Origin of the sequence: Saccharothrix texasensis (genome assembly GCF_003752005.1) — a bacterium.
Lineage (GTDB): Bacteria > Actinomycetota > Actinomycetes > Mycobacteriales > Pseudonocardiaceae > Actinosynnema > Actinosynnema texasense.
The window spans coordinates 5,460,114-5,484,682 of the sequence record NZ_RJKM01000001.1 but is presented as its reverse complement, the minus strand read 5'-3'; the positions used below and the strand labels follow the sequence as shown (position 1 = coordinate 5,484,682).

General features: G+C 71.8%; 26 protein-coding genes. 14 read left to right on the top strand and 12 right to left on the bottom strand.

Going from position 1 to position 24,569, the window contains the following annotated elements:
- Positions 1-7 precede the first annotated feature (7 nt).
- On the bottom strand, positions 8-688 hold the full coding sequence (locus EDD40_RS23855) for a YbaB/EbfC family nucleoid-associated protein (protein ID WP_123744905.1): 681 nt from the start codon (positions 686-688) through the stop codon (positions 8-10).
- 200 nt (positions 689-888) lie between these two features.
- Between EDD40_RS23855 and EDD40_RS23850 the strand changes: the two genes are divergently transcribed.
- On the top strand, positions 889-2,121 hold the full coding sequence (locus EDD40_RS23850; protein WP_123744904.1) for a C15 family peptidase: 1,233 nt from the start codon (positions 889-891) through the stop codon (positions 2,119-2,121).
- Positions 2,122-2,126: 5 nt separating this feature from the next.
- Positions 2,127-2,957, top strand: coding sequence for a septum formation family protein (locus EDD40_RS23845; protein ID WP_123744903.1), 831 nt, complete (start codon positions 2,127-2,129; stop codon positions 2,955-2,957).
- Positions 2,958-3,038: 81 nt separating this feature from the next.
- Here the strand turns inward: EDD40_RS23845 and EDD40_RS23840 are convergent, their stop codons facing one another.
- The 4 genes from EDD40_RS23840 to EDD40_RS23825 all read right to left on the bottom strand — a co-directional run bounded on the left by EDD40_RS23840 (position 3,039) and on the right by EDD40_RS23825 (position 6,592).
- Positions 3,039-3,503, bottom strand: coding sequence for a hypothetical protein (locus tag EDD40_RS23840; protein WP_123744902.1), 465 nt, complete (start codon positions 3,501-3,503; stop codon positions 3,039-3,041).
- A 115-nt stretch (positions 3,504-3,618) separates the two neighbouring features.
- Positions 3,619-5,433, bottom strand: a complete 1,815-nt coding sequence (locus EDD40_RS23835; protein WP_123744901.1) for a phosphoenolpyruvate carboxykinase (GTP) — start codon at positions 5,431-5,433, stop codon at positions 3,619-3,621.
- Positions 5,434-5,826: 393 nt separating this feature from the next.
- Positions 5,827-6,318, bottom strand: a complete 492-nt coding sequence (locus EDD40_RS23830; RefSeq protein ID WP_123744900.1) for a GNAT family N-acetyltransferase — start codon at positions 6,316-6,318, stop codon at positions 5,827-5,829.
- 7 nt (positions 6,319-6,325) lie between these two features.
- Complete coding sequence (locus tag EDD40_RS23825; RefSeq protein ID WP_123744899.1) at positions 6,326-6,592, bottom strand: hypothetical protein; 267 nt, start codon at positions 6,590-6,592, stop codon at positions 6,326-6,328.
- A 101-nt stretch (positions 6,593-6,693) separates the two neighbouring features.
- On the opposite strand from EDD40_RS23825, the gene EDD40_RS23820 reads away from it, so the two are divergent.
- A complete protein-coding gene (locus EDD40_RS23820; RefSeq protein WP_123744898.1) occupies positions 6,694-7,560 on the top strand; it encodes a helix-turn-helix domain-containing protein in 867 nt (288 codons plus the stop codon).
- Positions 7,557-7,742, top strand: a complete 186-nt coding sequence (locus EDD40_RS23815) for a DUF397 domain-containing protein (RefSeq protein WP_123744897.1) — start codon at positions 7,557-7,559, stop codon at positions 7,740-7,742. The genes EDD40_RS23820 and EDD40_RS23815 overlap by 4 nt, the downstream gene beginning before the upstream one ends.
- Here the strand turns inward: EDD40_RS23815 and EDD40_RS23810 are convergent.
- The 4 genes from EDD40_RS23810 to EDD40_RS23795 form a co-directional block, all read right to left on the bottom strand.
- Positions 7,729-8,403, bottom strand: a complete 675-nt coding sequence (locus EDD40_RS23810) for a hypothetical protein (protein ID WP_123744896.1) — start codon at positions 8,401-8,403, stop codon at positions 7,729-7,731. The two genes, EDD40_RS23815 and EDD40_RS23810, sit on opposite strands and share 14 nt — an antisense overlap.
- A 146-nt stretch (positions 8,404-8,549) precedes the next feature.
- On the bottom strand, positions 8,550-10,367 hold the full coding sequence (locus EDD40_RS23805; RefSeq protein ID WP_123744895.1) for a dynamin family protein: 1,818 nt from the start codon (positions 10,365-10,367) through the stop codon (positions 8,550-8,552).
- Positions 10,364-10,753 carry a nucleotide exchange factor GrpE gene (gene grpE / locus EDD40_RS23800; protein WP_123744894.1) on the bottom strand — a complete coding sequence of 130 codons (390 nt, stop codon included), beginning with the start codon at positions 10,751-10,753 and terminating at the stop codon, positions 10,364-10,366. Before grpE ends, EDD40_RS23805 begins: the two co-directional genes overlap by 4 nt.
- Positions 10,750-12,282, bottom strand: a complete 1,533-nt coding sequence (locus EDD40_RS23795) for a dynamin family protein (RefSeq protein WP_123744893.1) — start codon at positions 12,280-12,282, stop codon at positions 10,750-10,752. The genes grpE and EDD40_RS23795 overlap by 4 nt, the downstream gene beginning before the upstream one ends.
- A gap of 85 nt (positions 12,283-12,367) precedes the next feature.
- On the opposite strand from EDD40_RS23795, the gene EDD40_RS23790 reads away from it, so the two are divergent.
- The 3 genes from EDD40_RS23790 (at position 12,368) to EDD40_RS23780 (ending at position 14,816) form a co-directional block, all read left to right on the top strand.
- Entirely contained in the window at positions 12,368-12,856 is a 489-nt protein-coding gene (locus EDD40_RS23790) for a hypothetical protein (RefSeq protein WP_148088897.1), read from the top strand.
- A 109-nt stretch (positions 12,857-12,965) separates the two neighbouring features.
- Positions 12,966-14,129: a sensor histidine kinase gene (locus EDD40_RS23785; protein ID WP_123748241.1), complete on the top strand. Its 1,164-nt coding sequence runs from the start codon at positions 12,966-12,968 to the stop codon at positions 14,127-14,129.
- A 30-nt stretch (positions 14,130-14,159) separates the two neighbouring features.
- Entirely contained in the window at positions 14,160-14,816 is a 657-nt protein-coding gene (locus EDD40_RS23780) for a response regulator (RefSeq protein WP_053714464.1), read from the top strand.
- A gap of 24 nt (positions 14,817-14,840) precedes the next feature.
- Here EDD40_RS23780 and EDD40_RS23775 read toward each other — a convergent pair whose 3' ends face one another.
- Complete coding sequence (locus tag EDD40_RS23775; protein WP_425471351.1) at positions 14,841-15,752, bottom strand: SDR family oxidoreductase; 912 nt, start codon at positions 15,750-15,752, stop codon at positions 14,841-14,843.
- Positions 15,752-16,324 (bottom strand): TetR/AcrR family transcriptional regulator, encoded by a 573-nt coding sequence (locus tag EDD40_RS23770; protein WP_123744890.1) that lies wholly within the window; start codon positions 16,322-16,324, stop codon positions 15,752-15,754. The genes EDD40_RS23775 and EDD40_RS23770 overlap by 1 nt, the downstream gene beginning before the upstream one ends.
- 50 nt (positions 16,325-16,374) lie before the next feature.
- On the opposite strand from EDD40_RS23770, the gene EDD40_RS23765 reads away from it, so the two are divergent.
- The 4 genes from EDD40_RS23765 to EDD40_RS23750 all read left to right on the top strand — a co-directional run bounded on the left by EDD40_RS23765 (position 16,375) and on the right by EDD40_RS23750 (position 20,243).
- Positions 16,375-17,169, top strand: coding sequence for an HAD family hydrolase (locus tag EDD40_RS23765; RefSeq protein WP_123744889.1), 795 nt, complete (start codon positions 16,375-16,377; stop codon positions 17,167-17,169).
- A 333-nt stretch (positions 17,170-17,502) separates the two neighbouring features.
- Complete coding sequence (locus EDD40_RS23760; RefSeq protein ID WP_123744888.1) at positions 17,503-18,423, top strand: ABC transporter ATP-binding protein; 921 nt, start codon at positions 17,503-17,505, stop codon at positions 18,421-18,423.
- 6 nt (positions 18,424-18,429) lie between these two features.
- On the top strand, positions 18,430-19,191 hold the full coding sequence (locus EDD40_RS23755; RefSeq protein ID WP_123744887.1) for a hypothetical protein: 762 nt from the start codon (positions 18,430-18,432) through the stop codon (positions 19,189-19,191).
- A gap of 143 nt (positions 19,192-19,334) precedes the next feature.
- Positions 19,335-20,243, top strand: coding sequence for an ABC transporter ATP-binding protein (locus EDD40_RS23750; protein WP_123744886.1), 909 nt, complete (start codon positions 19,335-19,337; stop codon positions 20,241-20,243).
- 51 nt (positions 20,244-20,294) lie between these two features.
- On the opposite strand, the gene EDD40_RS23745 is transcribed toward EDD40_RS23750, so the two are convergent.
- Positions 20,295-21,494 (bottom strand): S8 family serine peptidase, encoded by a 1,200-nt coding sequence (locus EDD40_RS23745; protein ID WP_246037784.1) that lies wholly within the window; start codon positions 21,492-21,494, stop codon positions 20,295-20,297.
- 229 nt (positions 21,495-21,723) lie between these two features.
- On the opposite strand from EDD40_RS23745, the gene EDD40_RS23740 reads away from it, so the two are divergent.
- The 3 genes from EDD40_RS23740 to EDD40_RS23730 all read left to right on the top strand — a co-directional run bounded on the left by EDD40_RS23740 (position 21,724) and on the right by EDD40_RS23730 (position 24,315).
- Positions 21,724-22,305, top strand: coding sequence for a hypothetical protein (locus EDD40_RS23740; RefSeq protein WP_123744884.1), 582 nt, complete (start codon positions 21,724-21,726; stop codon positions 22,303-22,305).
- A 92-nt stretch (positions 22,306-22,397) separates the two neighbouring features.
- Entirely contained in the window at positions 22,398-23,039 is a 642-nt protein-coding gene (trmB, locus tag EDD40_RS23735) for a tRNA (guanosine(46)-N7)-methyltransferase TrmB (protein ID WP_236595268.1), read from the top strand.
- Positions 23,040-23,184: 145 nt separating this feature from the next.
- A complete protein-coding gene (locus EDD40_RS23730) occupies positions 23,185-24,315 on the top strand; it encodes a nitric oxide synthase oxygenase (protein WP_281277807.1) in 1,131 nt (376 codons plus the stop codon).
- The last annotated feature ends 254 nt before the right edge of the window (positions 24,316-24,569 follow it).

Below are 24,569 nucleotides of genomic sequence, written 5' to 3'. Positions count from 1 at the left end.
CGCGCGCTCACCGGTCCTCGTCGTCGTAGAGGTTCAGGAAACGGCCGTCGCCCTGGGCGGGGCCGGGGCGCGGGGGCGGCGGCGACTGGTCGTCGTCGCGCAGGAACCGGCGCTGCGAGAAGTCGTCCGGTTCCTCGGGCGGCGCCTGCCTGCGCGGCGGGGCCGGGCGGGTGGCCGGGCCGGGCGGCGGCACCCGGTTCGGGGCCGGGCCCGCCGCCGGTGGCGGTGGCGGCGGCGCGGCGTAGGGCGGTGCGGCGGGCAACGGGGGTGGCGGCGGGGCGGCCTGCTCGGTCATGGTCTTCAGCTCCTGCGGCGTGACGCCGAACAGCTGGGCCTGGGTCTCCAGAACCTGGTCGGTGAGGTGCAGGTCGTCGCCGAGCGCGTGCTCCACGATGCCCGCCTGGCGACGTGCGGCCTCGGCGACGGCCTGGCGCAGCGTGGCCATGATCGCGCCGGCCAGCGCGTGCGGCGGTCGGCGCATGGCGGCGTCGCCCAACCGGATGTCCTTGATCGCGCCGGAGGGACCGGCCACGACGGTCACGGCGCGGTCGGGCGAGGTCGCCACCACCTCCATCGCGGCCAGCTCCTGCTGCATCTGACCGATGCCGGCGACCTGCTGGTCGACCCGGCGCAGCTTGGACTGGAACTGCTCGAACTGGGCGACGAGCTGGTCGAACTCGGCCGACACGACAAGACCTCCGGGAACTTTCGAGCGCCGCGGCACGAGCGGTGCCGGTGAGCGGGCCTCATAGTGGCAAGTGGACGGGCCGCTTTGTGCCCGAACGGGTGAAAAGACGCCCCGGCCGACCTCTCCGGACGTTCGGCGGGTTCCTCGCCCCCAGCGGGGCTGGGCAGCATCTTCGGGTGATCAGACGACTCCGCGCAGTGATGGCACTCACACTCGGTCTGTCCCTCCTGACCCTCCCGGCCGTGGCGCACGCCCAGCCCGCGCCGTGCTTCGACCCGAACGCGCCCCTCACCGTCGAGGAGCAGCGGTTGGGCGACCGGCTCACGCCCACCGGCCCGGCCGTGGGGCCCGAGCTGGTGCGGCTGGCCGGCTTCGAGGACGACGTCAGCCGGTTCACCACCCGGTTGTGCGAGCCGATGTCCCTGTCCCAGGCGCTGTACCACGCGGCGGGCCGCGGGACGGAGCTGTGGCAGGCGGCGGTGCGGCGGGCGCAGTCGCCGCAGACCTGGGACGCCTACGACGACCGGCCGCTGTACTGGGCCCGGCTGCTCGCGACGAAGGCGCTGCGGCAGTGGCAGCCGCGGGGCTGGCAGCTCGACGCCGCCACCCGGGCTCGGCTCGTCGACGTGTTCGACCGCACGTCCCGGGGTGTGGAGGAGGTGCGGTTCGCGGACGGCGTCCGGCGGATCGCGGTCACCGGGTTCGACCCGTTCCAGCTCAGCGGCACGTCCGTGCGCCGCAGCAACCCGGCGGGCGCGTCGGCGCTGCGGCTGGACGGGAAGGTGGTCGACACGCCGTCCGGGCCCGCGGTGGTGCAGGCCGCCGTGCTGCCGGTGCTGTGGGGCTCGTTCGACCAGGGGATCGTGGAGCGGTTCTACGGCAGCGCGTTGCGCTCGACCCCCGACGCCCTGGTCACGGTCAGCCAGGGCAGGCCGGGGCAGTTCGACGTGGAGCGCTGGGCCGGGCGGTGGCGCGGCGGGTTCCCGGACAACAACGACGTGCCGGTGACGGGTGTCGTGCCGGACGCGGCCGGGTGGCCCCAGCCCGCGGTCGAGTTCATCGAGACGACGTTGCCGCACCAGCGCATGGTCGACGCCGGCACCACGCCGTTCCCCGTGCGCTACAACCGCGAGTTCTGCGAGTGGCCGCCGGGCACGGTCCCCGGCACGGGCACGCCCAGCTGCCGCACGGACGAGCCGACGCCCGGCGCGGCGTCGGCGGCCGGCAGCGGCGGCGACTACCTGTCCAACGAGTCGATGTACCGGGCCAACCGGCTGCGGCTGGGGCTGTCGGCCACCACGACCGCGGGCGGCCACCTGCACACGCCCGTGCTCGGCCAGCCCGCCGACCCGGCCGCGCTGACCGACGCGGCGTTCGAGCACGACCGCCGGGCGATCGTCGACCAGGTGGTGGCGCTGGTGTCAGTAATCTGACCCGTGTGAAGGGCTGGCGGGCGGCGGTCGTGGCACTGGTCGCGCTGTCGCTCGCCGCCTGCACGGCCCGGGTGCCGGGCGTGCCGGACGCCGAGGTCGTCCGGCCCTCCCTCACGCCGACCGCCGACCAGCTGCCCCGGGTCGGCCAGTGCACGGGCGCCGGCCTGGACGTGGTCGACTGCACGGCCGAGCACGAGGCCGAGGTGACCGGCGTCGGCGTCCTGGAGGGCCTGGGCGCGGCCTACCCGAACGACCGCGACCTGCGCCGGGCCGCCCTGCCCGCGTGCCGGGCCGCCCTCACCGAGTACCTCGGCAGCCCCGACCACGACGCCACCCGGTTGCAGGCCCACGCGTTGTGGCCGAGCCGGGACGGCTGGGCGAAGGGCGACCGCTGGCGCGTGTGCACGGTGGTGGAGCTCGAGCCCGACGGTTCCCGGGCGCGGCGCAAGACCAGCGCCAAGGACCTCCTCAAGGCGGCCGGGTTCGGCACGGTGCAGTTGTGCGCGACCGCGTCACCGGGTGAGGCCGAGGACGCCGGGATCACCGCCTGCGACCAACCGCACAAGGCCGAGGCCGTACCGGGCGTGCTCGCGCTGGGTGATCACCGGGACCCGACGCCGTCTCTCGACCACGTGAACGCCAAGGCGGCCGAGCACTGCGCGAAGGCGGTGACGAACTACGTCGGCGCGGCGCGCGAGGACGTCTTCGCGTCGTGGCGGGCGTTCGGCAGCCAGGCGTGGTCCGAGGGCTACACGACGGCGATCTGCTACGCCGAGGCGACGCGCCCGTTCACCGGCCGGCTGTGGGGCCTGGGCACCACCGCGCTGCCCGGCTGAACCCGGTCGGGGGCCGGCTGTCCCCAGCTGTCCCCACCGACCCACAGGCTGTGCACAGTTCCATCCACAACCTGTGGACAACTAGCGCCGGCGCCAGGCGGACACCACGAGCAGCACGCCGACCAGGACCGGTCCACCGCTCTCGAACACCGGCCTGAGCACCGGCAAGAACGGGAGGGTACCCACTTCGTACACCACCGAACCCACCACCGCGGCGAGCCCGGCGGCGAGGGGCGCGGCTGGGGACAGCTTCCCCAGCGACACCAGACCCACCAGCAGTCCCGCGAGTCCCAACGCCACCAGCCCGCGCAGCCGGACCTCGTCGAACTGGTCCAGCGCGTAGCCCCACGCGACCGCCCCGAGCCCGGCGGCGACCACCCCGAGGAGGAAGCCGGCCACGTGCCACCACGCCGACACCCGCGGGCGCGCCCGCCCCGCCGGCCGTCCGACCGGGTGATACCGCACGACCCCCGGAGCGGGCCCCGCCTCCGCCGCCGGCGGGCGGTCGTAGTGCAGTCCGCCGAGGAAGTCGTCCTGCTGGGTCACTCTTCCTTGGTACCTCCGGCCGAGCGGGAAATCACCCGGAGCAACCAAAAAGAGACCCGGTGGACGCCGTTGGCCACCGGGTCTCCCGCCATGGGGGTCTTGGAGTCGTCGATGCTCAGCCGAGGCGGAGCTTCAGGGCCTCCAGCTCGTCGCGCAGCGAGGTCGGCACCTTCTCGCCGATCTTGGCGAACCACTCCTCGATCATCGGGATCTCGGCGCGCCACTCGTCGGCGTCGAAGTCCAGCGCGGCCTCGATGTCCTCGCGCGGCGCGTCCAGGCCGTCCAGGTCCAGCTCGGCGGCGGTCGGGACGTGGCCGATCGGCGTCTCCACCGCGGCGGCCTTGCCCTCGATGCGCTCGACGGCCCACTTCAGCACCCGCGAGTTCTCGCCGAACCCGGGCCACAGGAACCGCTTGTCCTCGCCCCGGCGGAACCAGTTCACGTAGAAGATCTTCGGCAGCTTGTCCGCGTCGGCCGACTTGCCGGTGTCGATCCAGTGCTGGAAGTAGTCACCGGCGTGGTAGCCGATGAACGGCAGCATCGCCATCGGGTCGCGCCGCACGACACCGGTCTTGCCGACGGCCGCGGCGGTCGTCTCGCTGGACAGGGTGGCGCCCATGAACACGCCGTGCTGCCAGTCGCGCGACTCGGTGATCAGCGGGATCGTGGTGGCGCGGCGACCGCCGAAGAAGATCGCCGAGATCGGCACGCCCTTCGGGTCCTCCCACTCGGGAGCCTTGATGTCGCACTGGGCGATCGGCGTGCAGTAGCGGGAGTTCGGGTGCGACGACAGCTCCTCGCCGCCGGGCGTCCAGTCCTGCTTCTTCCACGAGGTCAGGTGCGCGGGCGGCTGCTCGCTCATGCCCTCCCACCACACGTCGCCGTCGTCGGTCAGCGCGACGTTGGTGAACAGCGAGTTCCCCTTCTCGATGGTGCGCATCGCGTTGGGGTTGGTGTGGTAGTCGGTGCCGGGCGCGACGCCGAAGAAGCCGTTCTCCGGGTTGACCGCGTACAGCCGGCCGTCCTCGCCGAACCGCATCCACGCGATGTCGTCGCCCAGCGTCTCGACCTTCCAGCCGGGGATGGTGGGCTCCAGCATGGCGAGGTTGGTCTTGCCGCAGGCGCTGGGGAACGCCGCCGCGATGTAGTAGGCCTTCTGCTCGGGCGAGGTGAGCTTGAGGATCAGCATGTGCTCGGCCAGCCAGCCCTCGTCGCGCGCCATCACCGAGGCGATGCGCAGCGAGTAGCACTTCTTGCCCAGCAGCGCGTTGCCGCCGTAACCCGAGCCGAACGACCAGATCATCCGCTCTTCGGGGAACTGCGTGATGTACTTCGTCTCGTTGCAGGGCCACGGCACGTCGTCCTGGCCCGGCTCCAGCGGCGCGCCGATCGAGTGCAGCGCCTGGACGAAGTCGGCGTCCTCACCGAATCGGGTGAGCGCCTTCGTGCCCATGCGGGTCATGATGTGCATCGAGACGACCACGTACTCGGAGTCCGTGATCTCCACGCCCAGCATCGGCTTCTCGGCGTCGAGCGGGCCCATGCAGAACGGGATCACGTACATCGTCCGGCCGCGCATGCTCCCGCGGTACAGGTCGGTCATCACCGACTTCATCTCGGCGGGATCCATCCAGTTGTTCGTGGGGCCCGCGTCCCGCGGGTCCACCGAACAGATGAACGTGCGCTCCTCGACCCGCGCCACATCGGTGGGATCGGACGCCGCCCAGAACGAGTTGGGTTTCTTCTTCAGCGGAACGAAGGTCCCCGCGTCCACGAGCTTGGCGGTGAGCCGGTTCCACTCGTCCTGGGAGCCGTCGGCCCACACCACTTCATCGGGGCAGGTCAGCTCGGCGACCTCGCGGACCCAGGACACCAGGCGCGCGTGGTTGGTCGGTGCGTGGTCGAGACCGGGAATGGTCACTGCCGTCATCTCGTCTCGTCTCCTAGCTGAGCGCCAGCCCACGGTGGACGCCGTTGTCCTGGTGGGACGTCCTCTGCGAATGGCTCCGCCCGCCCGGTGGAGGGCGTGCCGTTTAAGGGATAGACGGAGGTTAGCCGGGTTAATCCCGGGTAACGCACATCAGACCTGTCGGCTGGCTCACAAAACCGATTCTGGAATCGATTCAGCACCCGATCACCACAAATCGGCCTGTGACCTGCGCTTTAGTCGGCGGAATGCAAGGGCGGCCCGGTGCGTCGATCACCACACCACCGGGTGACAGACCGGTGAACCGTGAGAGCGCTCTCATGTTCACATGGAGGAATTCCAGCGACGAATTGACCGAATTACTCGACCGTTCCAGAAGGCTGTTCTACGGCGCTTTCAGTTGCCCTGCAAGGGATTTGGCCCGTCCAGCCGGCGGTAGTACTGGACCTGGGGGAACGCGGTGAAGCCGGCGCGTTCGTAGGTGCGGCGGGCGGGCGCGTGGCCGGGGTCGCCGCCCGTGTTGACGACGGCCAGCGTGACGCCCGCTTCGCGCAGGCGCTCGACGGCGAAGGAGGTGAGGGCGGAGCCGATGCCCTGCCGCTGGTGGTCGGGGTCGACGGCCAGCATGTGGATCTCGCCGTCCCCCACCCGGACCGCGACGAAACCCACGGCCCGGTCCAGTCGGTCGGCCACCCACACGGCTGTCGCGTCGTCCCGGCAGACGTCCTCGACGGCTCGGGCCTGGCTCGACTCCCAGTCCGGGAACAGCGCGGTGTAGATCGCAACGCCCAGTGCGGCCCGGAACGAGTCGAACACCGGAGCCCACGCGCGCAGCGAGAGCTCCACGACCGCGCCGATGTCGTCGGCCGTCAGCGGGCGGATGACCACGCGGCCATCATCGCGACAAGCGCACGACCCCCGCACCTGGTTTATCGGCGGTCAGGTCCGCCTCGGCACGGGCGATGGCCGCGTCGAACGCCGCCCGGAAGTCCGCGATCGAGGTGTCCTCGAGCTGGAAGCAGAACTTGTCGTCCGGGCCCAGCAGCTCCAGCACCCCGTTGTTGACGTTGATCGTGCACACGGCCGCTTCGCCCCGGTCGGTCTGGCACCGGAGCAGCCACTCCCGCCGCTCACGATCCTTGCGGATCACCCTCTGCGCCACGCTTCTCCTCCTAGCTGGTTGTATGTCCTCGGACACGCCGAGTAACCCCTATAGATTAGGGTTTCGATAGCCCGTTAGCGATAACCCGATGGAGTGGACACATGGCGCTGGCGCGGCAGACCATCGAGCGCCTTCAACTCGGGCTCGCCCTCACCCGGCTGCGCACCCAGGCGAAGAAGTCCCAGGGTGAAGCCGGCGCGGTGATCGGCCGCACGCCCGGCCGGATCAGCCAGGTCGAGAACGGCAAGGGCGGGCTCGGCGTCGACGAGTTGACCAAGCTCCTCGACTTCTACGGCGCTCACGGCCGGGAGCGCGAGACCATCCTGGCGCTCGGCGCGGCAGCCCGGCGGCGGGCACCTCGGCGCGGATACGTCGACAACCTGCCGGAACCCTTCCAACGCTTGGCGGAGTTGCAGGCCGCCGCCACCAGGGTCCGCTGGTACGAGTGCGGAGTGATCCCCGGCCTGGTCCAGTCGAAGGACTACGTCCGGGCGCTCATGGCGCTGTCCAACTCGATCTACTGGTCGGACTCGGAGTCGGAGACCGCCGAGCGCACCGCCTTCCGGCTCGACCACCAGCGCCGGGTGTTCGAAACCGGGGCCGCCAAGCGGATCGAGATCGTCTTCACCGAGGACTCGCTGGACAACGTGATCGGCGACGGGTCGGTGATGCGCGGCCAGGTGCTGCACCTGCTCCAGTTGCTGGAGAGCTACCCCGCACTCGACATCGGCGTGGTGCCGGCGGGCACGCCGGACAACCCGGCGCTGGGCGGCGGTCTGGTGGTGCTGGACTTCGCCCACTCCACCCCGGTCGGCTTCGCGACCAGCCTCCACGGTCCCGCGCCCTACTACGATCAACCCGAAGACGTCGAGCCGATGCGGCGGATCTTCGCCCGGGTCAAGGAACTGGCGCTGAGCCGGGCGGACACCCGGGCGCTGCTGATCGGGCGGATCAAGGAGGGCACGTGACCGCGCGCGACACGGGGTGGATCAAGAGCAGCCGCAGCTCCGGCGGTAGCAATGCCTGTGTCGAGGTGCGGTTCGGCGAAGCGACCGTGGGCGTCCGGGACTCGAAGAACGCCGACGGGCCGCGACTGGTGTTCGCGGCCCGTGGGTGGCAGGCGTTCCTGGCGCGGGTCAGTTCGGGCTGATCCACTGGCCGGTGACGGAGTCGATGCGGACCACGCCCGACACCGTGACCTTCTGCTCCGACCAGGCCTCGTCGCTGTCCGGCGTGTACTTGCCGTCCTCGCCGATGCGGCCGTGCTCGACCTCGGTCCACTCGTCGTCACCGGTGTGCCGGGAGACCGTGACCTCGCCGTCCTGGGTGATCTCGGTGGCCAGGTCGGCGTTGCCGTCGCCGTCGGCGTCGGTGAAGAGCCAGGTGTCGCCGTCCTCGTCCTTCACCACCGCGGTGTCGGCGCGGCCGTCGCCGTCGGTGTCCTCGGTGGCCGGCCCGACGTTCTGGTCGGCGCCGCCCTCCATGTCGACCACGATGGCCTTGCCGGCGTTCGTGTTGGTCTGCTCGGTCCGGTCGTCCGACGGGTCGACGGCCACCCACTCGCCGGAGTCCTCGTCGAACTCGGCCTGGGAGGTGAGCTCGCCGTCCGAGTCGAACGTGCTCATCAGGTCGGCGTCGCCGTCACCGTCGGTGTCGCTGAACGCGAGGTGGCCGCCGTCGTCGGTCTCCACGACCGCGCTCTCCTCGATCCCGTCCTGGTCGAGGTCGAAGGTCGCCTCGGCGGTGTACTCCTCGTCGCCGACCGTGACCTTCAGCTCGCCGTCGGCCGCGCCTGTCTCGTCGATGTACACCGTGTCCCACCCTCCTGCGTGCTGTACCGGTTGGACTCACGTTATGCCTGTTCGGTTCCACTGCGGAAGCGTCGGCACCCGCTCTCGGCACCCGAACCGGAATGACCTGGGGTGATGTGCGGAAGTGGCGTTCCGATCACGCAGAGTCAGGTGCGGTCGCGGACGGCTCGGATGCGGGCCAGCAGCTCGTCCACCTTCGTGCGGCCGGCGGTCAGCTCGGCCAGGCGGCGCGTGACGGCTTGGAGCGCCTTGGTCCGTTCGCCCGCTTCCATGCGCAGCGCCTTGTCGACCTCGCGCAGCTCCGCCTCGATCGCGTCGACCCGCTTGCCCAGCGCGTCGTCCAACGCCAGCGACAACTGCTGCTCGGCCTCGATCAACTGCTCGGCCACCAGCTGGTCCACGGTGGACCGGGCGTCCGCGATGGCGTCCGACAGCCACTGCTTGAGGTGCTGCTTGTCGGCCGAGTGCTTCCTGGTCCGGGCCATCCACCAGCCCGCGCCCAGCCCCAGCGCGATGGTCACCGGCAGCACGATCGGGTTCAGCGCCGCCACCCCGAGCCCGGCCAGCGGCAACGCGGCCAGCCGGCCCGCGCCCAACCCACCGGACACGCCCATGAACACCAGCAGCTTGTCCTCCGCCGTGGGCGCGCGCTTCTCCGGTGGCCGCAGCACGACCGGCGGCGTCACGCCGCGCGCGAACTGGCCCCGGATCACGGCCAGCTCCTCGGGCGAGAACAGGTCCGCCAACGCCGAGTCGGCGACCCGGGACAACCGCACGCTTAACCCGGCGCTGATCCGCCCCGACACCACCTGCAACGCCGTGTCGACCTCGTGCGGCAGCGCCGCCAGCCGCTCGCGGTCGGCCGAGTCGATGGCCGTGCGGAACCACGTCTGCACGTCCCTCATCTGGCGGCTCACCTCGTGCGCGCCCTCCACCCGCGCCCGCTGCACCTCGCCGCGCAGCCGCACCTGCCAGCTGCGCGTCGACGAACGGCGCTGGGAGTTCAGCTCGTCGCGCCGCCCGCGCAACGTCTCCGCCTCCTCCTCGCCCGACGACAGGGCGCGCTTGTCCGCCTCGTTGCGCGCGATCAGCTCGTCCAGCACGGTGGCCAGCGCGCGCAGCCCGTTGGCCTCGCCGAGCATCGCCGCCCGGCCGACCACCAGCTCCTGCAACGCCTCCTGCAACGCGCCGATCCCGGACCGGTCGCGCAGCATCGCCGCCGCGTCCGGGTTCGGCGCCTTGGCCGCCAGCTCGAACATCCGCGAGGACACCGGGTGGAACGTCGCGCCGCGGAACCTCGGCGCGTGCTCGGCCAGCAGCGCCTGGTCGGCCTCCAGCACCTGCCGCCAACCCCGGTACTGGTCGACCTTCGCCAGCGCGAAGACCACGGTCTCGACGCGTTCGCCGACCGTGCGGAGGAAGTCCAGCTCACCGCGCGTGAACGGGGCCGAGGCGTCGACCACGAACAGCAGCGCGGTCGCGTTCGCGGCGGCTTCGGCGGCCAGCTCGCCGTGCACCGAGTCGAGCCCGCCGACACCCGGGGTGTCCACCACGGACAGGCGTTCCAGCAGCGGGATCGGGGCCTCGACCTCGACGTACCGGGGCGGCAGCATCCCCTCGGGCAGCTCGTGCGCCGCCGACACCCAGTTCACGATCTCGGACCGCTCGAACGGCACCGGCGACATCGACCCGGCGTAGCAGGCGCGGGCCGACCACTCCTGCCCGTGCCGGAACACCAGGTAGGTCGCGGTGGCCACCTCGGCGTCCACCGGTGACAGGTTCGGCGTCGCCAGCAGGGCGTTGACCAGCGAGCTCTTGCCCCGGTTGGTCTCGCCGACGACCACGACGGACGCCGGACCGGCCCGGCGGGTCTCCACGAACGACGCGGCCGACGGGTCGAGCGAGCGGACCAGGGCGGTCAGCTTCTCCCTGGTCTGCCGGACGACCTGCGGCAGGGTGCTCATCGGGCGGTGTAGACGGTGACGACGGGCGCGCGCAGCGTCCGGCCGCGATCGGCGAAGCCCACCACCTCGGTCTCGGCGACCACGCCGTCCAGCGACGCGTCCGGCGTCGGCACGGTGCCGCCCGCCTCGTGCCGCGACGGGTCGAACCGCTCGCCGTCGGGCCGCAGCGCGGTCACGCCGATCGCCGCCAGGCCCTCCACGAGCCGTTCCACCACCCCGGCGCTGCGGGCGCGGTCCAGCGCGTACAGGCACAGCTGGACCAGGGCGCGCCGTTCGGCCAGCGCCTGGTCGAGCAGCTCGTCGGCGATGGTCTTCTCCAGCGTCGCTCCCGGGTGCGTCTCCACAGCGTCATCCGACGCCGTGCCGCCCTGTTCCGTTCCGCTCATCGCCGTCCCCGCAGTTGTTGCCAGATCAGGAAATACGCCCGGTGCACCACGTGCGCCACCCGGCTCTGCGCGGGCGTGGCGCCGAACGACGCGAAGGAACGCCACCAGCCCGCCCGCTCCAGGGCGTAGGCCAGCAGCTCCTGCGGGGGTCTGCCGCGCAGGCCGAGCTGCTCGGCGAGGTCCGGCGAGCTGCCGAACCGCAGCACCTCCTCCACCAGGTCGCCGGGCATCGCCACGGCGCCGGACGCGACCAGCGTCAACGCCTCCAGCAGCCGCAGCTGGTGCGCCTCGGGCTTCGCCAGCAGCACCTCGATCGCGTCGTGCACGCGCTGCCGCTCGTTCGGGTCGCCGGAGGCGGCGGCCAGCGACGTCACCGACGCCAGCGCGGCGGCGGCCTTGATCCCGTCGGCCCGGGACCGGAACACCGCGTTGAGCTTGGCCCGCACGCCGTCCAGCCCGGAGGCGTCGAGCAGCTTGCGGCGCAGCGCGCCCGCGGTGATCCCAGGCTCGGCGTCCACGGCTTCCAGCGCCTTGCGGATGCCGTAGAGGTCCAGCTTCTCCAGCAGCCGGGTGCGGGTGCCGACCGGCACGTCGCACTCCCAGCCCACGAACAGGTCGGCCGAGATCAGCATGGTCTCGCGGGTCGCGTCGTCCAGCTCGGCCAGCTTGCGCAGCGCGTCCGCGTCGGCCGAGGTGAAGCCGCCCGTCTCGGTGGACTCGGCGACCAGGCCGATCACCGGCAGCACGTCCGCGACGCGCGGCTTGAGGGTCAGCGCCTGCCGCTCGGCGAGCAGCACCGCCGCCTGCCACGTGTCGCCGCCCGAGCCCGCCACGGTCTCGGCGGCGATCGTGTCGGCCTTGTTCAGCACCGCGATCGCGTTGACCGGCCCGGCCTCGCGGCCGGCGGTCGCGGCGGTGAACGCGGCGAGCGCCTGCTGGTCGTCCGCCCGCACGCCCTGCGTGACCACGTACAGCACCGCCTCGGCGCCGGCGACCGCGTTGCGCGACACCGCGTCCAGGCCGTCGGCCTCGGCCACCGCGCCGAGCAGCGCCTCGGTGCGCGCCACCGACGCCGCGTCGAGCGAGCCCAGGCCGGGGGTGTCGATCACGGTCAGGTCCCGCAGCACGGCGTTGGTGAGGTAGGCCTCGATGTGCGAGACCCGCTCGACGTCGACACCCAGGTCCGGCGGGATCGAGCCGTTCGCCTCGAACGGCAGCACCTGCTTGCGGCCGTCGGTGAACACCACCTCGATCCGGTCCACCGTGCCGTACTGGAAGCGGGTGACCAGCCGGGTGCACTCGCCGACGTCCGTGGGCGCGACGCGGCGGCCGATCAACGCGTTGACCAAGGTCGACTTGCCGGACTTGATCCGACCCGCGACGGCCACCTGCAACGGCGCGGACAACCGCCGCAGCACCTCGCCCAGCCCGGCCGCGGTCGCCGGCGAGACCTGCGGGCGCAGGCCGGCGCAGAGGTTCGCGACCGCCGCCGAGAGCGGACCGGCGAGCTGCTTGGCCTGCGTCGTCACGCCGAGATCGTGCCACGTACGGGTGGCACGCGGTTTGCGAACGCGGCGACGGGGGTATTTCCGCGACCGACGAGGGAGGTCACGCATGGAACAGGGATATGCGGTGTTCCTGCTGCTCGGCGTGGTGCTGGTGCTGATCGACGGCCAGCTCATCTACCGCAGCGGGAGGGGGTACATGAGCCGGGCCTACGGCGACCCGGAAGCGGCCAAGTCCATGACCCGCCTGGCGACCGTGCTGTTCCACCTCGTGGTGCTCGGGCTGCTGGCCATGGTGTCGATCATCACCATCCAGACCGGCGACCCGGTCAAGGACGTCGTGGTGAAGCTCGGCGTCATGCTCCTGGTCCTGGCACTGGTGCACGCGGTGACCATGATGATCCTCGGCCGCATCCGCGACCGGCAGCTCCAGCAGCAGCTGGCCGACGAGATGTCCGAGGAGCACCGCCAGTACGAGCAGCAGCGATCGGTGCCGCCGCAGACGCGCGTCGAGCCGGTGCGCGGCGCGCCCGCGCCGCGCGTGCCGGACGCCGTCGACGGCAAGATCGACCCGACGCAGATCAAGACCACCAGGTAGCCCGCGCCGGTTCATCCGCCTGTGGGATTAGGGCGGGTCAACCCGTGGCGCGACGCGCGGCGCCGCGACCCCTACCTAACCTGGTCACGTGCGGCGGCTGAGCCTGTGGATGCGAGCGCACCCGGTCTTCGGGGATTCCCTGATGGCCGGGTTGCTGCTCGTGTTCGACCTGGGCGTGCTCGGCGCGAACCAGTCCACCGTGCCGGGCTCCACGCTGCTGTTCGTCGGCGCGATGCTGATCGTGCCGGTGGTCTTCCGCCGCAAGCACCCGCTCGGCTCGTCCTACGTGATCCTGTTCGGCGGGGCGCTGCAACTGCTCACCCACGGCGACCTGGCCACCGGGATGCCGGTCCGGCTGGCGGACTTCTCGCTGGCCATCGCGCTGTACACGATGGTCGCCTACGTCGGCAGGCGGCAGGGCCTGCTGTACGCGATCTGGCTGGCCGTCGGCACGTTCGTGTGGGCCCTGTGGCCCATGAGCGCGGGCGTCGAGGCCGCGTTCATGGTGTTCGTGATCGCGGCCGTGTTCGGGTTCAGCTGGGCGATGGGCGAGTTCGTCGGCGCCCGCCGCGCCTACAACCGGGAGCTGGAGCAGCGGCTGAAGCTGCTGGAGACCGAACGCGACCAGCAGGCGCGGATCGCGGTCGGCGAGGAGCGGTCCCGGATCGCGCGCGAGCTGCACGACGTGGTCGCGCACGCGGTGAGCGTGATGGTGGTGCAGGCCGACGGCGCGAGCTACGCGATCAAGTCCGACCCCGACCTGGCCGAGGCCGCCGTGCGGACCATCGCCGACACCGGGCGGCAGGCGTTGACCGAGCTGCGGCGGCTGCTGGGCGTGCTGCGGTCGGAGGACCAGTCCGGCACGCAGTGGGTGCCCCAGCCCGACGCGGGCGACCTGCACGAGCTGGCCGAGAACTGCCGGGCCGCCGGGCTGCCCGTCCGGCTGGAGACGCTGGGCGACCTCTCCGCGCTGCCCGCGGGCCTGGGGCTCGGTATCTACCGCATCGTGCAGGAAGCGCTGACGAACACGTTGAAGCACGCGGGCGCGGGGGCCTCGGCCACCGTCCGCGTCACCCAGGCAGGTGATCAGGTGGAGGTGGAGGTGGCCGACGACGGGTTCGGCACGCCGCACGACCTGGTCGCGGTGTCCGGCGGCAACGGCCTGATCGGCATGCGCGAGCGCGCCGGCGTGCTCGGCGGCGCGCTGGAAGCGGGACCCAACCCCGGCGGCGGGTGGCGGGTCCGGGCCGTGCTGCCGTTGGTCCCGTCGTAGGGTGCCGGTCTGGCTGGGAAAGGTGACTTCGTGATCCGGGTACTGCTCGTGGACGACCAGGAGCTCATGCGCATGGGCTTCCGGATGGTGCTCGGCGCGCAAGAGGACGTCGACGTGGTCGGTGAGGCGGCCAACGGGCTCGACGCCGTGCAGCTGGCCGAACGGCTGCGGCCGGACGTGGTGCTGATGGACGTGCGCATGCCCGTGCTCGACGGGGTCGAGGCGACCAAGCGGATCGCCGAGGCGGGCACCGCGAAGGTGCTCGTGATGACCACGTTCGACCTGGACGAGTACGCGCTGTCGGCGTTGCGCAACGGCGCGTCCGGCTTCCTGCTGAAGGACACGCCGCCGGGCGACCTGGTGTCGGCGTTGCGCGCGGTGGCCAGCGGCGACGCGGTCGTGTCGCCCTCGGTGACCAAGCGGCTGCTGAGCCGGTTCCTCGGCGAGGGCGGCGGGGAGCTGCGGGACGCGGCCGTGCTGGAGGCGTTGACCGAGCGGGAGCGCGAGGTGCTGGTGCTGATCGCCAAGGGGCTGTCGAACACCGAGATCGCGCGGAAGCTGTTCCTGTCGGAGGCCACGGTGAAGACGCACGTGGGGCGCATCCTGGCGAAGCTGGAGCTGCGCGACCGCGTGCAGGCCGTGGTGCTGGCGTACGAGACGGGGCTCGTCCGGCCGGGCGACGTGTGACCCGGCTGGACGAGCCCGCGCGGGTCACCGGTACTTCGACACGTCCGCCGTCGTCGGGTCGACGCCCGCCTTGAAGACCTCCTCGAACCAGCGGCCCCAGTCCGGCCGCGAGCCGTCCACGTCGGTGAAGCCGTACTCCCGCATGAGGGTCCACGAGGCGAGCGCCTTGCCGGTGAACCGGTGGCGGTCCGGGTCGGCGGCCAGCGCCGCCACGCCGCGGCCCACGTAGCGGGGCGTCTCCGACATCGCGTAGTGCGGTTCCCGGGCGATGGCGTCGCGCCAGTTCTCCTCGGTCACGCCGAAGTGCTCCAACATCTGCTCCGACCGCAGGAACCCGGGCGTGACGGCGACCGACGTGCCGCCGAACGCCTCCAGCTCCTTCGCCATGACCGTGCCGATCCGCCGGATGCCGACCTTCACCGAGTCGTAGGCCAGCGACTGGCTGTAGAACTCGTCGCTGTCGCCGTCGGTCATCTCGACCAGCAGCCCGCCCGGCTCGCGGATCAGCAGCGGCAGCAGGCGGTGCAGGGTGACGAAGTGCGCCTCCATGCTGTTGCGCCACATCCGCAGCTGCCGGTCCAGGTCCTGCTCCCAGAACACCGTGAACTCGGTGTCCGCCTCACCGCCCCACACGTCGTCCACCAGGACGTCCAGCCGACCGTCCCCTTCGGACTCGACGCGGGCCCGGAACGCGTCCACGTCCGCCGGCACGGTGAAGTCGCACCGCACCGGGATGCCGCGCCCGCCCGCCGCCGTGACGAGCTCCGCCGTCTCCTCGATCGTCTCGTCCCGGCCGATCGGCGACTTGTGCCCGCGCGTCGACCGCCCGCCGACGAACACCGTCGCGCCCGCCGCGCCCAGCTCGACCGCGATGGCGCGCCCCGCGCCCCGCGTCGCGCCCGTGACCGCCGCGACCTTGCCCTCCAACGCCGACATCATCTCCCCTTCCACGCGTCCAGCACCGCGTCCACGTCCTCCGCCAGCCGGTCGGCCAGCTCGCCGCGCGGTCGGACGGACCAGTCCATCGACACGCCGTAGAGCAAGCCGGTGAGCACCCGCGCCGCGCGTTCCGGCGGCGGGCCGTGCGGCAGGTCCACCGGGCGGGTGAGCTCTACCACGGTCCGCTCGGTCGCCGCGTACAGCTCGGCGAGCAGCGCCCGCAGCTCCGGGTCGATCAGGTCGACACCGAGCTGGGCCAGGTGGTTCTGCGCCTCGGCCGGGTCCGTCATGCCCTCGAACCAGGTCAGCAACGCCGCCCGCAGCCCTTCGGCCGGGTCCCGCGCCGCGGCCGCCGCCGCGTGCATCCGCCGGACGTTCCCGTCCATGGTCTGCCTGGTCAGGGCCTGGAGCAGGCCGCTCTTCGAGCCGAACCGGCCGGCCACCGTGCCCACCGAGACGCCCGCCCGCTCGGCGACGTCGGCGACGGTGAACCCCGGCCCCTTGCGGCCGATCACCTCCGCCGCCGCGGCCAGCAGCCGTTCGTCCGTGATCGTCTTCGGTCGTGCCACGGGATTATTGAACCATGGTTCATTAATGCTCGCCCAGTAGGGTGACACCAGTGACCTGGAGACCACGCCTCATCGCCCTGGACATCGACGGCACGATCACCCCCGTGGGTCGCGAGGACATCGCGCCGGCCGTGCGCGCGGCCATCGGCCGGGCCGTGGACGACGGCGCGCACGTCGTCCTCTCCACCGGCCGCAGCCTCATCGGCACCCGGCCGATCATCGACGACCTGGGCCTGCGCGGCACCACCGCGATCTGCTCCAACGGCGCGGTGTGGTGGGACACGACCACCCGCGAGGTGATCCGCAAGGTCGAGTTCGACCCCGGGCCGTCGGTCGAGCACCTGCGCGGCCTGCTGCCCGACGCGGTGTTCGCGGTCGAGCTGACCGGGGTCGGCAACCTGGCGTTCGGCCGGTTCGCGGACGGCGACCTGTGGGGCGAGGTGCGCCAGGTGCCGTACGAGGAGCTGGTGGCCACCACGACGTCCCGGCTGGTCATGCGCTGGGTCGGCCGCACGCCGGAGGAGCTGGCGCTGCGGATGCTCGACGTCGAGCTGCCCGGCGTGACGGCGTCGTGCGACCACAACGAGGCGTGGCTGACGTTGTCGCCTCCCGGCGTGACCAAGGGCGCGGCGCTGGAGGACCTGCGTGCCGCGCTCGGCGTGTCCGAGCGGGACACGCTGGCCATCGGCGACGGGTCCAACGACGTCGAGATGCTGCGGTGGGCCGCGCACGGCGTCGCGATGGGCCAGGCGCCGGTCGCCGTGCAAGAGGTGGCCGACGCGGTCACCGGCACGATCTTCGACGACGGCGCGGCGGCCGTGCTGGACCGGTACTTCGCGGCCTAGCCGGGCCGTCCCACCGCCGGGCGTCGCGGTCCGCCGCGGTCCGAGCGTTCAACTCGGGTGTCCTGAACGTAGGACTCGCGCGTTCCGAACGTAGGACTCGCGCGTTCTGGAGGTAGGACACGCGCGGATGTCCGCTTCGGTCCCATCCCTGAGAACGACCCGGTGAACGCCTAGGGGACAACTCAGGGTGAACACGGATTACTACAACCGAGGTAGCGACCACGATAAGACTGAAGTCGCACCGACGAGTCAACTACAGACCGATGTGCGAGACCCGGTGGACCGGGCAGGGTTCTGCCTAGTCCGGGGGATGTGTCGTCCAGGGGAGAAATCATGATCGAGGCTGTCGGCCTCACCAAGCGCTACGGGAAGACGATGGCGGTGGACAACCTGTCCTTCACCGTCGAGCCCGGTCGGGTCACCGGGTTCCTCGGCCCGAACGGCGCGGGCAAGTCCACCACCATGCGCATGATCCTCGGCCTCGACCGGCCGAGCGCGGGCCAGGTGCTCATCGGCGGCAAGCCGTACGCACAGCTCGACCGCCCGCTGCGGACCGTCGGCGCGCTGCTCGACGCCAAGTGGGTGCACCCGAACCGCTCCGCGCGGGCGCACCTGCAGTGGCTGGCCAAGTCGAACGGCCTGCCCGACCGCCGGGTGGACGAGGTGCTGGACATGGTCGGCCTGACGAAGGTCGCCAAGCGCCGCGCCGGCGGGTTCTCCCTCGGCATGTCCCAGCGGCTCGGCATCGCGGGCGCCCTGCTGGGCGACCCGAAGGTGTTGCTGTTCGACGAGCCGGTCAACGGCCTCGACCCCGAGGGCATCCTCTGGATCCGCCAGTTCATGCAGGGGCTGGCCGCCGAGGGCCGCACCGTGCTGGTGTCGAGCCACCTGCTCTCGGAGATGGCGCTGACCGCCCAGGACCTCGTGGTCATCGGGCGCGGCAAGCTCATCTCGCAGTCCAGCACCACCGAGTTCGTGGAGCGGTCGACCGAGAACACCGTCCGGGTGCGCAGCCCGCACGCGGACAAGCTGGGCGCGATGCTCATCGACAAGGGCTTCACCGTCCGTGAGGACGCCGACGGCTCGCTCACCGTGTCGGGTGTGCTCAGTGACGAGATCGGTGACATCGCGGCGGCCAGCGGCGTGGTGCTGCACGAGCTGAGCCCGCAGCGCGGTTCGCTCGAACAGGCATTCATGCAGCTCACCGGCGATTCTGTCGAGTACCACGCCGAACTCGCCGAGACGGGGAAGTGACCACCGATGACTCTGCTCGCCGTTGAACGGATCAAGCTGTTCTCCACCCGCTCGCCGTGGTGGTGCATGCTGCTGGCGCTCGGCCTGACCCTCGGTCTGACCGCGATCATCGCCGCCAACTGGGACAACGCCCCGATGCCGGTGATCGGCGCGGTGTTCACCCACACGTTCGGGCTCTACGTGATCATGGTGATGGCCGCGCTGGCGGTCACCACCGAGTACCGCTTCGGCACGATCAAGTCGACGTTCCAGGCGGCCCCGGACCGCACCTCGCCGATGGTCGCCAAGGCGGTCGTCGTGGTGCTGCTGTCCGCCCTGGTCGGCCTGGCCGCCTCGTTCGGGTCGTGGGGCCTGAGCTGGGTGCTCGCGTCCGACAACTCGCAGCTCGCGCTGACCTCCGCCAACGACTGGCGGCACGTCGCCGGCGTCGGCCTGATCTACGGCGCGGGCGCGCTGCTCGCCCTGGGCATCGGCGCGCTGGTGCGGCAGACCGCGGGCGCGGTGTCGATCATCCTGGTGTTCGCGCTGGTGCTCGAGAACGTGGTCGGGCTCATCCCGAACATCGGCGACGACATCCAGAACTGGATGCCGTTCCTGGTGGCCCAGAAGTTCATCCTGGGCGACCCGGACGCGAGCGCCATCCCGGACGGCGCGGGCCCGCCCGCGATCGGCGAGCTGAGCCCGTGGGGCTCGTTCGCGTACTTCGCCGCCATCGCGCTGGCGATCTACGTCATCTCGCTCGTCGTGGTGAAGCGGCGGGACGCGTAACGGGCACTCCCGCGCCGCCGGCATTCGGGGGCCGGCACGCGGGCAGCCGGGGGAAAAGGGGGAGCTCGGGTCACCTTCGGGGGGTGGCCCGGGCTCTTCTGCTTTAGCTTTCGCCACAAGCGTTAGATCGGACGGGAGATGTCATGATCGAAGCGACCGGCCTCACCAAGCACTACGGCAGGACCGTGGCCGTGGACGACCTGTCGTTCAGCGTGCAGCCGGGCCGGGTCACCGGTTTCCTCGGGCCCAACGGCGCGGGCAAGTCCACCACCATGCGGATGATCCTCGGCCTCGACCGCCCCACCCGCGGCAAGGTCACCGTGAAGGGCCAGGACTACCGGTCCCTGCGCGAGCCGTTGCGCGTGGTCGGCGCGCTGCTGGACGCGAAGTGGGTGCACCCCAACCGCTCCGCGCGGGCACACCTGCAGTGGCTCGCCCGGTCCAACCGGATCCCGGACAAGCGCGTGGACGAGGTGCTGGACGCGGTCGGCCTCACCCAGGTCGCCAAGCGCCGCGCCGGCGGGTTCTCGCTGGGCATGTCCCAGCGGCTCGGCATCGCGGGCGCCCTGCTCGGCGACCCCGAGGTGCTGATGTTCGACGAGCCGGTCAACGGCCTCGACCCCGAGGGCATCCTCTGGATCCGCCAGTTCATGCACCGGCTGGCCGCCGAGGGCCGCACCGTGTTCGTGTCGAGCCACCTGCTCTCGGAGATGGCCCAGACCGCGCAGGACCTGATCGTGATCGGGCGCGGCAAGCTCATCTCGCAGACCAGCACCGAGCAGTTCATCGCCGACGCCACCGAGGACACCGTGCGCGTCCGCTCGCCGCAGCTGGACCGGCTGCGCGAGCTGCTCGACGGGCGGGCCCGCATCGCCGAGGCCACCGCGTCCGACGGCGCGCTCGTCGTGCACGGGGTGGAACCCGCGTTCATCGGCGAGCTGGCCGCGTCGAACGGCATCACGTTGCACGAGTTGAGCCCGCAACTCGGCTCACTCGAAGAGGCCTTCATGCAACTCACGAAGGAATCCGTGGAATATCACGCGACCGAGTGACAGGCGCTCTCCCGGAGCACCGGGAAACCGATTCGCCGACCGCGTCACGGCTCAGAACCGGTCGTCGCGCCAGAAGTCGTCGGACGGCGGCGGGATTTCGGTGACGACCGGCACCGGCGCGCGGCGGACCCGACTGCGCCGGGCCAGCAGCAGGCTCACCGCCGCCACCACGATCCCCACCGCGGTCAGACCGCCGAACGCCACCAGCAGCCGGGTGCCGCCGTCCGCCTCGGCCGGCGGCGCGGCCAGGTCCTCGCCCGAGGTCGGCGGCGGTGCGGCCGACGACGTGCGCGGCGGCGGCGCCAGCGGGTTGCGCTCCACCCGCGGCACCTCGGCGGTCAGCGCGGCGACCGGGTCGACCTGGCCGAACCCGGTCACGTCGTCCCGGCCGGGCGCGAGCAGGTCGGTGGCCGTGGCGATGAGCCGGTTCACCACGTTGCCCGCGTCCAGTTCCGGGTAGCGGGCGCGCACCAGCGCCGCCGCGCCCGAGACCAGCGCCGTCGCCGCGCTCGTGCCGTCCACCTCGGCGTAGCCGGTGTCCACGACCGACACCGGCACGGCGGTGACGATGCGCTGCGCGGGCGCGGCGAGCACGGTCTCCGGACCGGTGTTGGACTCCGGCCACGGCCCGTTGCCCTCGATCGTGCCGGAGACCGCGATGACGCCCTTGATGTTCGCGGGCGCGCCCACGTGCTCGTCACCGTCGTTGCCGGTGCCGGCGACCACCACGGCGTCGTTGTCGAACGCGTGGTTGACCGCCCGCAGCAGGTCCGGGGTGAGCGTCGCGAGCGAGGTCAGGGACAGGTTGATGACGTCGGCGCCCTGGTCGACGGCCCAGGTCACGCCCTCGGCGACGGACGCGGTGGTGAACTTGTCGCCGTCCGCGCCGACCGAGACCGGCATGATCATCGCGCCGGGCGCGACGCCGAGCGCGCCGCCGTCCACCGCCCGTCCGGCGATCAGCGTCGCCATCGCGGTGCCGTGGCCGTCCTTGTCCTCGGTGCCGTCCGTGCCGCTCGCCGAGCCGAAACCGGCGCCCGGCAGCAACGCGCCCGCCAGGTCCGGGCGGGTGTCGTCCACGCCCGAGTCGACCACCGCCACGACCACGCCGTCACCGCGCGTGATGGCGTGCGCGGCGGACACCTCCAAGGCGGCCAGGTGCCACTGCTGCTCCTCGATCGTCTGCGCCCGGGCCACTCCCGGCGCCAGCAACGCGAGCAGGACCGCGGCGACAACCGCTCTCCCCGTCACCAATTCCCCCTGTGTTCGGCATCACAGTTATTCCAGGTCGACGATGTTTCACAGTTCCTGATTCCGGCAAGCGGAGTAAGGCGTTCGTTAAGACGTCGTGAACTCCGGCACAGCCCCATGACAAGCGCTTCTGAACCGGGTCAGATGGAAAGCGCGAATCGTGAGGCAGGCACCTGCCCGCACGCGAATTCGGATGTCCCCCGTCAAGGAACCCCCCGGAGGTGAACCCGTGACGGTGCTTGATCCGGACCTGAACGCCGACCACTCGGCAACCGGGTCCAAGAAGCTGCCACGGCAACGCGACCACGCCCTTCGCGTCGAACCGATGTTGGCGCTGGAATGGTCGCACGCGATCGAAGCCGCGGGAGGGGTCGGCCTCGCCGACTCACCCGCACAGACGCGTCGAGCCTGGATCCACCGGGCCGACGAGCAGCAAGTGCTCGCCATGTTCCGCGCGGTGGGTCCCGAGGCACCCGCACCTTGGTGGCTCAGGGCCCTGGACCGGGGCCGCATCGCCTCGCGCGCGGCGGCGTTCGCCCTGGAGGACGAGGTGACCCGGTTGCTGGGCAGCCGGCCGGGTTGGGTGTTCGTCCCCTGGGCGACCGAGGGCGAGGTCGGTTACTGGGAGTTCGTGCCGTCCGAGAGCGGCGTCTACGGCCCCGCCGAACCGACCACCGTGCAGTTCACGGACCGGCACCCCGGTTTCGTCGACCTGCTCCCCGCGCACCGGGGCCCCGGTCAGCGCCAAGCCATCGAGTTCACCCCCGCCGAGCTGCGCGAGCAGATCGAGGACCTGGAGAACATCGCCTAGCGCACCACCTAGGCTGTACGCCCGTGACGTCCAGCCGCCAGCGACCGCCCCACCACCGATCCGTCGTCAGCTACGTCCAACGCGGCGAACGGATGACCGTGGGGCAGCAGCGCGCATGGGACCGCCACTGGGAGCGCTTGGGCCGCGAGGTCAAGGCGCTCCCGGCCGGTCCCGTGCACTTCGACGAGTGGTTCGGGCGCGAGGCGCCCGTCGTGCTGGAGATCGGTTCCGGCATGGGTGAGACCACCTCCCAGCTGGTCGCCGCCGCGCCCGAGCTGAACTACGTGGCCGTCGAGGTCTACAAGCCCGGCCTGGCGCAGCTGCTGCTGCGCGCCGAGGCGCTCGAGGTGACGAACCTGCGGGTCCTGCGCGGTGACGCGGTCGACCTGCTCACCGAGCACGTGGAGCCCGCCTCGCTCGCCGAGGTGCGCATCTACTTCCCCGACCCGTGGCCGAAGAAGAAGCACCACAAGCGCCGGCTCGTGCAGCCGGAGTTCGTGCGGCTCGTGGCGTCGCGCCTGCGGCCCGGCGGCACGCTGCACCTGGCGACGGACTGGGAGGAGTACGCCGAGCAGATGCTCCGGGTGTGCTCGGCCGAGCCGCTGCTGCGCAACCGGTTCGACGGTTGGGCGCCCCGGCCGGGGTGGCGGCCCGTGACGAAGTTCGAGCAGCGGGCGGTCGAGGAGGAGCGGATCAGCCACGACCTGATGTTCGAGCGGGTCGAGCTCACCTGACCGAGGCATAAAGTCACGGTCCCGGACGACCGATGCGGCGACTGCGCGTGGATTCGTCACCGGATCGGGTGGGATTTGTGGATCACCCGATGTGCCCCGTCTGGCAGTGACGAGTCACACCGATCCACAACTACGGTTGCCGCCCGTGACCGCAGTAGACAACGAACCGATAACGTTCGACGTGGACGCGGCGGAGGGGTTCCTCCGCATGTTCCACATCGCCCACCCCGAAGCCGGACCGGTCGGACCACGCCTGGCCCAGGTCCGCGACGAGGTCGCCCGCACCGGCACCTACCGGCACACCGCCCACGAGCTCGCCTACGGCGCGCGGATCGCCCTGCGCGACTCCGGCTGGTGCACCAGCGGCGTGCCGTGGCGCCGGCTCAAGGTCCGCGACCTGCGCGGCCTGCGCAACGCCGCCGCCGTGGCCGGCGAGTGCGTCGAGCACCTGCGCCAGGCGACCAACGGCGGCGAGATCCGCCCGCTGGTCACGGTGTTCGCGCCGGACACCCCGACCGCGCCGGGGCCGTGCATCTGGAACGAGCAGCTGGTCCGGTACGCGGGCCACGGCGACGGCTCGGGCGACCTCCGCTACCGGGGGTTCACCGACGCCGTGCGGGCCATGGGCTGGCAGCCGCCCGAGCCGCCCGGCCGCTTCGACCTGCTGCCGCTGGTGGTGGAGACCGCGCACGAGGGCGCGCGGCTGTTCACCGTGCCGCCGGACGCGGTGCACGAGGTCGTCCTCGAACACCCCGACCTGCCCTGGTTCGGGCAGCTCGGCCTGCGCTGGCACGCCGTGCCCGTGATCAGCAACACGCGGCTGACCATCGGCGGCGTCACCTACCCCGCCGCGCCGTTCAACTCGTGGTTCGTCGGCTCCGAGATCGGCGCCAGGAGCCTGGCCGACGAGAACGCCTGCGGCGCCGCCCGGTCCGTCGCCGAGGCCCTCGGCCTGGACACGTCCACCGAGCGCTCGCTGTGGCGCGACCGCGCCGTGGTCGAGCTGAACCGGGCCGTGCTGCACTCCTTCGACCTGGCGGCCGTCACCATCACCGACCACCACGCCGAGTCGCGGCACCGGCTGTCGTGGCTGCGCTCGCGGCAACGCCACTCCGGCAACCGGCCCGCGTTCCGGCTCGACCCGGCGGCGGCCCACCGCGCCCGCGCCGGCGGACCCGCCCGCTTCCCCACCACCCCCGAGGAAACGACCCTGCCCCACTCACCCGGACGCCTGGCCGAACTGCTCCGGCGACGCGCCGGGGGACTCGGCGGCTGAGCCGCGGCACACCCCCGGCTCAGCGCTGGGAATCGATCAACACGCCCGCCAGCGCCATCAGGACCAGCACCAGCAGGCCGAGCACCGCGCCCGCCCAAGTAGCGACCACTCCGAACATCGTGCACCTCCCGTTCCCCGACTCACCACTCAAGAGTCACCCCGGGATTCGTCATCCGACATCGGCCACTGGTGTGTTTAACCGGGCGTTCGGGTCAGCCTCCCGGTTGACGGGCCACCCGACCGGGGTCGGACGC